Genomic DNA, 10,544 nt, shown 5'->3' on the forward strand with positions numbered 1-10,544 from the left:
GGTTATCGTGCAAGCTAAGCCGAACTATTAAGTATGTTCAGCGTTCGACTGAGCGCTCACGCCGAAGTCTTAGCTTGTTCGATGACTGAGCGGGCTACTAAAAACCCAGACCTCAGCTCTTAGCAGGTCTGGGTAGTTTATCCTGTAAACATAATTTCACCTTTTCTCGCAAGGAGGCTCTCGCTGTAATCTATGATGCAGCGATGAGAGGAGATGTTATAGCTGATGGTTTCTGAGCAGAGAGTACACCAAACCGAATCAAACCCCGCCGATACCCCCGACTCATTAACCCTAACGATAGCGCCGCTTGCACTGTACCCCAACCACTTCTGAGTAAACCGATTAACGCTTGCGGTTCAAAGGCTGAATCAATGACAATATCCCAAAACGGTGCGACTGCATCTGACCAATCATCGGTGCGAATATCCGCAAAAGATAACTCACGGGCAATTGCAGCGTACTCTGGCAATGAAATCACGTAAGGTAAACAGTAAACCTGGTAAATTTGCTCTAAATGCTGCTTTTCATCCACCGTCAAGTCTCCCGTGGCTGGCGTAATCGGACGATGACACCACGTCGCCATCAGAAATGTCCCACCCGGTTTCAGAACCCGGTAGCATTCTGCCATAAATTTCTGCTTATCGGGTAGATGTTCCCCACTTTCTAACGACCAGATAAAATCAAAATGGTTATCCGCAAACGGCATATCCAAGGCATCAGCCACCTGAAATGCCACCTCAGCCTCTAACCCCGCCTCTTTTGCCCGTTCTGTTGCTCTCGCCGCTTGGACGGGACTCAAGGTAATCCCTTGTACCTGCGCCCCAAACCGTTGGGCTAAGTCCAAAGAACTTCCGCCAATCCCACACCCCACATCCAAAATAGTCTCGGCGTGCTGCACGTCACCCCAACTTAGCAATTCCTCAATTAAATCAATCTGCGCCTGACGCCGACCTTTTTTCTCACGACCCAGCGGACCATAATAACCATGGTGCATGTGTTCGCCCCAAATCTGTTCCCACAGTCCAGAGGAGGCGTCGTAAAACTGCTGAATTTGACGCTGAAGTGTTGAACTCATGAATTGTCCTTCGTCATTGGTCATCGGTCATTGGTTTTTCCCTGTAAAGAGTGTAAATCAAGATATGAAGCTGATGATCGGCACATCGACCAACATGGACAAAAAAATAGACAAAAAAATACCCCCGCCGTTTTAGCAGGGGGTGGGTAATCACTTCCACATCAGGGTAACAACTATGATTAAACCTATCGAACAATTGTGAAAAAAAGGTGAAAAGTCAAAAAAAACCCTCAGTTCTTGGCTGAGGGGGCTATTTAGTTTTAGTGGTGGGATGAATGGCGGAATGAAAATATTGTGATATAATGATAACAAGCGAGATTAAGACGTGCGACCTAATTTCGCTGCCAATTCTCCTTTAATCCGATTGAGAATTGAAGTTTCATCTAACGATGCCAGAATCCGACTGACGACAGTTTTCGGGGCATCTTCTCCCCAAGAGGCACCATTGGCTAAATAAACTTTCGTCACTTGTCCAATTGCATACGTCGAAACCCCCGCGACACCCGCTTGAGTTATGGCGACAGACAGATAAGGCGCTAAGGTAACTCCTCCCGTTGCAGGTGCCGAAAGTCCTAACAATCCCTTAATACTACTTAATCCCAACGTGGCTAAAACTTCGCTTGCACCAATTCCGCCCATACTCAGGGCGATTTTCTGTAGTAATCCCACTGCACCTTGTTGGGTCATAGAGATACCGTAGAGGCGAGATAATGCTAGAATCATCACTACGTCTACAACCGTTGCTGTGAGTAGATCCAGAACCGTAACTGGATTGAGTGCGATCGCGACTGCCTTGGTCATCACTGCTTTCCAGATCACCTGATTGGCACTTTCGTCCCGAATCGCCATTTTCCGTTGCACCAGTTGTTCATTCACCTCACCCGCGTACATCATCGAATTTAGGGCGACTAAGGATTTACCTTCCCGGTGCAAAATTTCCAATATTTTTAGCTTTAATTCTTCTATCTGGGGAGTTCCCAGACGCCGTTGAATCGCCCGACTCCCATCAGCACGACGCACCGCTACTGCTTCTAAGGGTGCAGCCGCCACCCGGACAATCTCAGCCGGAGATAACAACTGTTTTACCCGTTCATCCCGAATTTTACGATAAATTGCCTCGCGATCAGCGTCGGGATATTGGTCTATTTTATTAAAGACGAGTAGCATTGGCTTCCCACTATCTCGTAATAGAGACAGAGCTTCATACTCGACTTTGGTGATATCCCCAGCGATAATAAATAGAATCAGATCCGCTTGTCTAGCAACCGTTACCGCTAACGCCTCACGGGTTTCTCCATGAACTTCATCAATCCCCGGCGTATCAATAAACTGAATTTGGGACTCTCCAATACTGGGCAGAGCCACACGCAAGATTTCCTGATCCGTGTTTGCCAAGGTTTCTTGACTTAACTGCCAATTCGCCGTTTGAGCATTGCGAGTCACCCCATGCAGCGCCCCGGTTTCAAACACAGGTTGTCCTAATAACGCATTCAGTACCGAAGATTTGCCCCGCCCAACCATACCAAAAGCCGCGAGTTGCACACAACTGTGTTCTAGCTTGTCCAAGAGGTTGGCTAAATCCTCAATTTCTGATTCTAACCCCGCTTGTTCTTGGGAGGTTAAGTCAAGATTGCTGACTAACTCACGCAAAGAGTCTTGAGCGCGTTTGTAGTGGAGTTCCCCCTGAACCGCATCAACACTCCACATTGCCCAATCCCAGTCTTGGTTTGAATCAGGAGGATTGTTAGTCAAAATCATCTTAAAAAACCTGCTGGAGACCCTCGCTTTTAGCGACGGGAGGAAAGCAGGGCAGGATGTACTACTTTCCTTGGACAAAATTGGTGGGGGAGTATGGTTGCTCCCCCCTTGGGGTATGGTTGCCCCAACTCCCTTTCGGGGTAAAGTTTGCCTCGCCAATGTTAACGGTCGGTACTTTCCAAGCAGTACTGGCTTAACCCTTGTTTACCTGTTTAACCACTCGGTTCTAGAGCTTGGAACTGGCACGCATCCCAAGGTAGGATTTTTAACACTTGCCGTTAACGTAGTGCGCGTAGCACTTAGGCTGGTCAACTTGGGCTATAAGGAGCCCTCGCTTTTAGCGACGGGTCGTTGACACCTCCAGCGCTAGGTTTGAGCTTACTTTGATCCTAGCGTCGCTTGCTGTAATAGATAGGGGCTGTAGAGACGTGCCATGGCGCGTCTGGGAGCAGGGGTTGTAGAGACGTGCCATGGCGCGTCTGGGTGTAGGGGCGGGTTTGACAGATAACATGGGAGCACCAAACTGATAACTTGACTAAACCCGCCCTTCTGGGGGAGCCCCAATTAATCCTGACTATACGCTTCCATACCCACACAAGAACAAACCAGATTGCGATCGCCAAAGGCATTGTTAATCCGCCCTACTGCTGTCCAGAACTTGTGTTCCTTTGTCCACGGTGCCGGATAAGCCGCTTGTTCGCGAGAGTAGGGGCGATTCCATTCCCCAGCAATTAACACCTCTGCCGTATGAGGGGCATTTTTCAGCAGATTATTCTCCTGATCAACCTCCCCTGACTCAATCGCTTTAACCTCGTGGCGAATTCCAATCATCGCATCACAGAATCGATCCAACTCCTCCTTTGATTCACTTTCCGTCGGTTCCACCATCATTGTCCCCGCCACGGGCCAAGAAACCGTTGGCGCATGGAACCCATAATCCATTAACCGCTTGGCAATATCATCTACTTCAATCCCGGCAGACTTTTTCAAGCCCCGCAAATCTAAAATACATTCATGCGCCACCAAATCCGATTTCCCCTGATACAGAATCGGATAATAGGGCGCTAAGCGATGGGCAATATAATTTGCATTCAAAATCGCCACCTTCGTCGCTTGGGTTAACCCTTCTGCCCCCATTAACGCGATATACATCCAGGAAATCGGTAAAATACTGGCACTCCCCCAGGGGGCTGACGCCACAACACCAACCGAGTCGTTATTGGGTACTGATCCATAACCTTTCACAAACGACACATCCGGCAAAAACGGCATTAAATGAGACTGTACCCCAATCGGTCCCATTCCCGGACCCCCACCACCATGGGGAATACAAAAGGTTTTGTGTAAATTTAAATGGCAAACATCTGCCCCATAATCCCCAGGGCGACACAATCCCACTTGGGCATTCATATTCGCCCCATCCAGATACACCTGTCCACCATGAGCATGAATCGTATCGCAAATTTCGCGAATGTCTTCCTCAAAAACGCCATGGGTAGACGGATATGTCACCATCAACGCGGCTAAATTCTGGCTGTACTTTTCTGCCTTTGCCTTCAGATCCGCTAAATCAATATTTCCTTGGTGATCACAGGTAACAGCAACCACCTTTAATCCTGCCATCACCGCACTCGCTGGATTGGTTCCATGGGCAGATTGGGGAATCAAACAAATCTGGCGATGTCCCTCACCTCGATGTTCGTGATACTGGCGAATCACCAGCAATCCCGCATATTCCCCTTGCGCCCCCGCATTAGGTTGTAAGGAAATCCCGGCAAATCCAGTAATTTCTGCCAACCACGCCTCAAGCTGCTGGAATAAAAGCTGATAGCCCTGGGTTTGAGATAAGGGGGCGAAGGGATGAATCTGGCTAAATTCCGCCCAAGTAATCGGCATCATCTCAGCAGTGCCATTGAGTTTCATCGTACAGGAACCCAAGGGAATCATTGAGATGGTGAGAGATAAATCCTTGGCTTGGAGACGATGAAGATAGCGCAATAACTCAGTTTCTGAATGATAACGGTGAAAAACGGGGTCAGTCAGATAGGCACTGGTGCGGGCAAAAGGCGGTTCAAACTCGTCAACCTCTCGTTTGAGCAGAGAATCCACAGGAAACGGTAGGGAATCAATACCCTCAACACCAACTGATCCGAAAATATCCAGGAGAGTCACCACATCTTGGAACGTTGTCACTTCATCCAGGGTAATCGCGATCGCACTTTCATCCAACACCCGTAGATTCATACCCCTAGCGTCTGCCGCCTTGAGGATATCGCCGACTTCCTGGCTATCCAATTCAACCCGTACTGTATCAAAGAACGGTTGTGAGCTAATGTTATAACCCAAGCGTTCTAACCCAGCTACCAATATCACCGTTAACCGATGCACACGCTGGGCAATTTGCTTAAGTCCCTCTGGTCCATGATAAACCGCGTACATACTAGCCATTACTGCCAGCAAAACTTGGGCGGTACAAATATTACTCGTGGCTTTATCCCGACGGATATGCTGTTCTCGGGTTTGCAGGGCAAGGCGTAAAGCGGGTTTACCTTGGGCATCCTTAGACACCCCGACAATTCGCCCTGGAACCTGGCGTTTATACGCCTCACGGGTGGCAAAATAGGCGGCATGGGGTCCACCGTATCCTAGGGGGACACCAAAGCGTTGCGTCGTTCCTACAGCAATATCTGCACCGAATTCACCTGGGGGTGTAAGCAGGGTGAGACTTAAAGGATCAGCGGCAACCGTGACTAAACCCCCCGCCTCATGTACCTGGTTAACAAACTCCCGATAGTCGTAAATCGTGCCATCGGTAGCCGGATATTGCAGTAATGCCCCGAAAATTGGCAAGTCAAATTCAAATGTCTGATGGTTCCCGACAACAATCTCAATTCCCAACGGTTTGGCACGGGTTTGCACCACCTGAATCGTGTGGGGATGGCAATCCTGAGACACAAAGAAGGCATTGGCTTTGGTTTTGCACAAGCCATAACTCAGACTCATAGCTTCCGCCGCTGCTGTTCCCTCATCCAGTAACGACGAATTGGCGATATCCAAACCCGTTAACTCAATAATTAGGGTTTGAAAGTTTAGCAACGCCTCCAGACGCCCTTGAGCAATTTCGGCTTGATAGGGGGTGTAGGCGGTATACCAGCCGGGATTTTCCAGAATATTCCGTTGAATCACAGGTGGGGTGATACAGTCGTGATATCCCATACCGATGAACGAGCGAAACACCTGATTTTTTGAGGCAATATCCCGAAGGTGGGCAAGGGCAGCTTTTTCGCTTTGGGCGGGGGGTAAGTTGAGAGGATGATTCAGGCGAATGGTGGAGGGAACCGCGACATCAATCAGTTCATCCAAGCTGGAGTAACCCAAAACATCCAGCATTTGCGTTACGTCTTCAGCATTGACACCAATATGCCGTCTGGCAAAAGAATCGGTTGATATGAGATGCTCCGCCGCCGCAGAAAGAGTGGGCTGAGAATCATTCGAGAAGCTATTGAGGGTTGTGTCTGGATTAACGGAGACATTTGAGTTAGCCATATCAAACCGATTCATTCAAGGATTTTGGTGGATCAAGTCGCTAGAGTCAGCGCGACTCCTTATTATTTTTTAACAAACCATTCAGAATCGTGCTGTCATTGGTCATTTGTCATTTGTCATTCGTCATTCATCCTTTGTCAATTTTCTGCCCCTGCTTCCCTAGAAGGGCGGGTTTAGTCAAGTTATCAGTTTGGTGCTCCCATGTTATCTGTCAAACCCGCCCCTACACCCAGACGCGCCATGGCACGTCTCTACAACCCCTGCTCCCAGACGCGCCATGGCACGTCTCTACATTGCTTTCCCTGCTCCCCTAGGCTGACTCCTCTCCCTCAACCTGAGCCTGGTATTCAGCCGCCGACAACATGTCTTCCAATTCATCGGCATCATTGACTCGCACTTTCAGAAACCACCCTTCACCGTAGGGATCTTCAGCAATCTGTTCGGGCGATTCCACGACAGCATCGTTGCGTTCAATCACCGTTCCCGTAACCGGGGCATACATATCCTCAACGGCTTTCACCGATTCAATCGTGCCAAAGGTTTCCCCTTTCTCCAAAGCACTATTCACATCAGGCAGTTCGATGAACACAATATCACCTAACTGATCGATGGCAAAGGCACTAATCCCAATGGTGGCAATTTCCCCATCGAGTCGTACATACTCGTGGCTATCTAGATACTTTAAGTCCTCTGGATACTCTAAAGCCATTTCATCTCCTCAACAAAGTAGCAACGCTCAGTGTACAACTTCCAATTACGTCATAATCAACGCCATGGATAAAGAAACTCTCAAACGACGGCTCTTAGGTGAGTTTAGCTGGAAACGAGGCGTGCGATCGCTAATTTTCATTTACGTCTTCTTTGCCGTATACGTCTACTTCATGGCAGATCGGATGATTTTCATACCGCGCCCCTCCAGCTACCCAGACACCCCTGACATTCTCAAGTTGACGACGGCTGATGATCTCCACATTGCCGCCGTTTACTTGCCCAATCCGACAGCTACCTATACTATCCTCTACATTCACGGGAATGCTGAAGACATAGGTGAGATTAAGCCACTGCTGCACCATCTCCACAGTCTCGGATTTAGCGTCTTTGCCTATGATTATCGCGGCTATGGCACGAGTCAGGGAAGTCCCTCTGAACAGAATGCCTATCGCGATAGTGACACTGCCTTTACCTATTTAAAAGAGCAACTGGGAGTACCCCCAAAACAAATTATCGCTTATGGACGTTCTGTCGGCGGCGGTTCAGCCGTAGATTTAGCCGCCCGTCACCCGTTGGCAGGTTTAATCCTCGAAAGCAGTTTCACCTCAGCCTTTCGCGTCGTGCTACCCATCCCAATTTTGCCCTTTGATAAATTTCCCAACCTGGACAAGATTAGCCAGGTGAACTGTCCCGTCTTAGTCATCCATGGCACCGCCGATGAAACGATTCCCCTCTCCCACGGAAAACGCCTATTTGCCGCCGCCCCTGAACCGAAACGCTCCTTCTGGGTAGAGGGTGCTAGTCATAATGATCTGTTCTGGGTGGCTGGAGAGCAATATGGCGAGACGTTACAGGATTTTGCCCAGTTAGTCGCCAAAACTCAATCCCCCGACGAATGACAAAGGACAAATGACAAATGACCAATTAGTCATGAAAGAATGACATCACCCCTACTATTTTTGGTAAAATTCACTATAATTAATTTGGAAGGTATATATTCCGGGTAATTTACAACATTGTTTACAACCGTACTGCCTCAAACGAAACAACCCTTTGGGTCAATCCCCGATGACCTATTTGACGCCATTGACACCCTCAAGCAGGAACTCAACGCCGTTATCCTCGCCCACTACTACCAAGACCCCGATATTCAAGATATTGCCGATTATATTGGCGATTCTTTAGGACTTTCCCGCCAAGCTGCTGATACAGATGCAGATGTTATTGTCTTCGCGGGTGTTCATTTCATGGCAGAAACTGCCAAAATTCTCAATCCTGACAAGCTTGTTCTTCTACCCGACTTAAACGCGGGTTGCTCTCTGGCTGATAGTTGTACCCCGGATGCATTTGCCCAATTTAAGGCAGAACACCCTGACCATTTGGTCATCTCTTATATCAATTGCTCCGCCGAAATTAAGGCGATGAGCGATATTATTTGCACCAGTTCCAACGCCGTCGAAATTGTCCAGCAAATTCCCCCCGATCAAGCGATCATTTTTGCCCCCGATCGGAATTTAGGACGCTATGTAATGCAGCAGACGGGTAGGGATTTGCTCCTGTGGCAAGGGAGTTGCATTGTTCACGAAACCTTCTCGGAAAAAAGAATTGTCCAGCTTCAGATTGAACACCCAGACGCTGAGGTTATTGCCCATCCCGAATGCGAACCTCCAGTATTACGTCACGCCAGCTATATTGGCTCAACAACTGCACTGTTGAAGTATTCGCAAACCAGTCCCGGTTCAAAATTTATTGTGGCGACAGAACCGGGAATTATTCACCAAATGCAAAAGCGAATGCCCGATAAGCGCTTTATTCCAGCGCCTGCCACGAATAATTGTAACTGCAATGAATGTCCGTTCATGCGGTTGAATACGCTGGAAAAACTTTATCTAGCGATGAAGCAGCGTCAGCCAGAAATTACCTTACCTGAACACATTCGGATTGCGGCGTTACAACCGATTCAGCGCATGTTAGACATGAGTGCTAAGGTTAAGGTTTAAGTTCAGCAAAAATTAGGGCAGGACTTACGCTTTCTTTCAGACACAGTGACAGGGTGGGGAAGGGCGGGTTTTGTTAATTTTCGTCTTAAACCCGCCCCTAAATGGGATTTTATGCTGCGATATCAGATTGATATATTAACCGAAAACCGGACAACAAAACCCACCGGATTTTTCGGCGCGATCGCACGCCAAAGATGTAGGGGCGGGTTTAGGGTTAAAATGAATTAACCAACCTCAAACTGCACAACGAAACCCGCCCTAATCCCAACCTGGCATACAGGGAAAAATCTTATTAATCATATCTTATATCGAACCTAAGCTGTTCGGCATTTAAACCTTAATGTTAATAATCGCGAAATCCATGTAGTGCGTTAAGCGAAGCCATGCCGCAGGCTTTGCATCTTGCTCGCTACCTATTCCCAATTTAAATGCATGACAGCTTATCAACTAACCCCACAAATCCTGCCGAGGCATTTCTTAATGAGCCAGCCTTATAAAAAAGGACTTTATTTAGAATATTTTACCGTTGGCTATAACATTCTTGAAGCCATTGTTTCTATTCTTTTGGGCGCGATTAATAATAGTATTGCATTAATTGGATTTGGACTCGATAGTATTGTTGAATCCTTATCAGGATGTATTTTAATTTGGCGTCTCAGCCAGCATCAAAGTCTAACACCAGAAGCTGAAGCCAAAATTGAGCGACAAGCTACCCAGTTTGTGGCAATTACATTTTTCTTAATGGCTGGGTATATTGGATTTGAATCGCTGAGGAAGTTAATTAACCAAGATGTTCCAGAGCCATCATTTATGGGTATACTTCTGGCTCTACTTTCATTGATGATTATGCCCCTGTTGGCATGGCAAAAAAATAAAGTTGGCAAACAACTCAATAGTAGGGCATTGATTGCTGATGCTAAAGAAACATTGGTGTGTTCCTTCCTTTCGGTCGCATTATTTTTAGGGTTAGCAGGAAATTACTGGTTTGGCTTCTGGCAAGCTGATCCGTTTGCTGGATTTATTATCGTGTTTTATTTGATTAAAGAAGGCTGGGAGATTTGGGAAGAAGCTCACGAATCTGATGTTGACTGAATCACTATACCATGTCTCTAAATTCAATAAGTCACCATTTGTAGGGGCACGATAGTATCCATTGGTGTCAACTTAAGCCACAACCCCCTCACCCCCAGCCCCTCACCCCCAGCCCCTCTCCCACCCTGGGGAGAGGGGCTGGGGGTGAGGTGTTATATTCCAGACATAGGCAGCTACATCTTTTATCATTAATCATTCCGGTTCCCCTTCTCCTATGCAACAAAAGCGAAGCATCCTCTGTCCTCCCCCATGCAACAAAAGCGAAGCATCCTCTGTCCTCCCCCATGCAACAAAAGCGAAGCATCCTCTGTCCTCCCCCATGCAACAAAAGCGAAGCATCCTCTGTCCTCCCCCCTCTTGTA

The 10,544-nt window shown here is 47.8% G+C and carries 8 protein-coding genes; 4 read left to right on the forward strand and 4 right to left on the reverse strand.

The features are described 5' to 3' along the window. Positions 1-190 precede the first annotated feature (190 nt). The 3 genes from RIG27_RS33230 to gcvP all read right to left on the reverse strand — a co-directional run bounded on the left by RIG27_RS33230 (position 191) and on the right by gcvP (position 6,379). Positions 191-1,075, reverse strand: a complete 885-nt coding sequence (locus tag RIG27_RS33230; RefSeq protein ID WP_446351314.1) for a methyltransferase domain-containing protein — start codon at positions 1,073-1,075, stop codon at positions 191-193. A 318-nt stretch (positions 1,076-1,393) separates the two neighbouring features. Continuing rightward, complete coding sequence (locus RIG27_RS33235; RefSeq protein WP_446351307.1) at positions 1,394-2,833, reverse strand: GTP-binding protein; 1,440 nt, start codon at positions 2,831-2,833, stop codon at positions 1,394-1,396. A gap of 564 nt (positions 2,834-3,397) precedes the next feature. Continuing rightward, a complete protein-coding gene (gene gcvP / locus RIG27_RS33240; protein WP_446351308.1) occupies positions 3,398-6,379 on the reverse strand; it encodes an aminomethyl-transferring glycine dehydrogenase in 2,982 nt (993 codons plus the stop codon). 24 nt (positions 6,380-6,403) lie between these two features. Between gcvP and RIG27_RS33245 the strand changes: the two genes are divergently transcribed. Beyond that, on the forward strand, positions 6,404-6,556 hold the full coding sequence (locus RIG27_RS33245) for a hypothetical protein (protein ID WP_446351309.1): 153 nt from the start codon (positions 6,404-6,406) through the stop codon (positions 6,554-6,556). Between the two features lie 133 nt (positions 6,557-6,689). Here RIG27_RS33245 and gcvH read toward each other — a convergent pair whose 3' ends face one another. Further along, positions 6,690-7,088: a glycine cleavage system protein GcvH gene (gene gcvH, locus RIG27_RS33250; RefSeq protein ID WP_446351310.1), complete on the reverse strand. Its 399-nt coding sequence runs from the start codon at positions 7,086-7,088 to the stop codon at positions 6,690-6,692. Between the two features lie 64 nt (positions 7,089-7,152). Between gcvH and RIG27_RS33255 the strand changes: the two genes are divergently transcribed. The 3 genes from RIG27_RS33255 (at position 7,153) to RIG27_RS33265 (ending at position 10,182) form a co-directional block, all read left to right on the forward strand. After that, the gene (locus RIG27_RS33255; RefSeq protein ID WP_446351311.1) at positions 7,153-7,989 is read left to right on the forward strand and encodes an alpha/beta hydrolase; all 837 of its coding nucleotides are present in this window, start codon (positions 7,153-7,155) and stop codon (positions 7,987-7,989) included. Between the two features lie 117 nt (positions 7,990-8,106). After that, positions 8,107-9,090, forward strand: coding sequence for a quinolinate synthase NadA (nadA, locus tag RIG27_RS33260; protein ID WP_446351312.1), 984 nt, complete (start codon positions 8,107-8,109; stop codon positions 9,088-9,090). Positions 9,091-9,570: 480 nt separating this feature from the next. Continuing rightward, positions 9,571-10,182, forward strand: coding sequence for a cation diffusion facilitator family transporter (locus tag RIG27_RS33265; protein ID WP_446351313.1), 612 nt, complete (start codon positions 9,571-9,573; stop codon positions 10,180-10,182). Positions 10,183-10,544 lie beyond the last annotated feature (362 nt).

It is taken from the genome of Coleofasciculus sp. F4-SAH-05, from assembly GCF_040222985.1.
Taxonomy (GTDB): domain Bacteria; phylum Cyanobacteriota; class Cyanobacteriia; order Cyanobacteriales; family Coleofasciculaceae; genus Coleofasciculus; species Coleofasciculus chthonoplastes.

Coding starts and splice junctions, on each gene's coding strand:
- RIG27_RS33230 (WP_446351314.1), bottom strand. CDS start 1,075: ATGAGTTCAACACTTCAGCGTCAAATTCAGCAGTTTTACGACGCCTCC.
- RIG27_RS33235 (WP_446351307.1), bottom strand. CDS start 2,833: ATGATTTTGACTAACAATCCTCCTGATTCAAACCAAGACTGGGATTGG.
- gcvP (WP_446351308.1), bottom strand. CDS start 6,379: ATGGCTAACTCAAATGTCTCCGTTAATCCAGACACAACCCTCAATAGC.
- gcvH (WP_446351310.1), bottom strand. CDS start 7,088: ATGGCTTTAGAGTATCCAGAGGACTTAAAGTATCTAGATAGCCACGAG.
- RIG27_RS33255 (WP_446351311.1), top strand. CDS start 7,153: ATGGATAAAGAAACTCTCAAACGACGGCTCTTAGGTGAGTTTAGCTGG.
- RIG27_RS33265 (WP_446351313.1), top strand. CDS start 9,571: ATGAGCCAGCCTTATAAAAAAGGACTTTATTTAGAATATTTTACCGTT.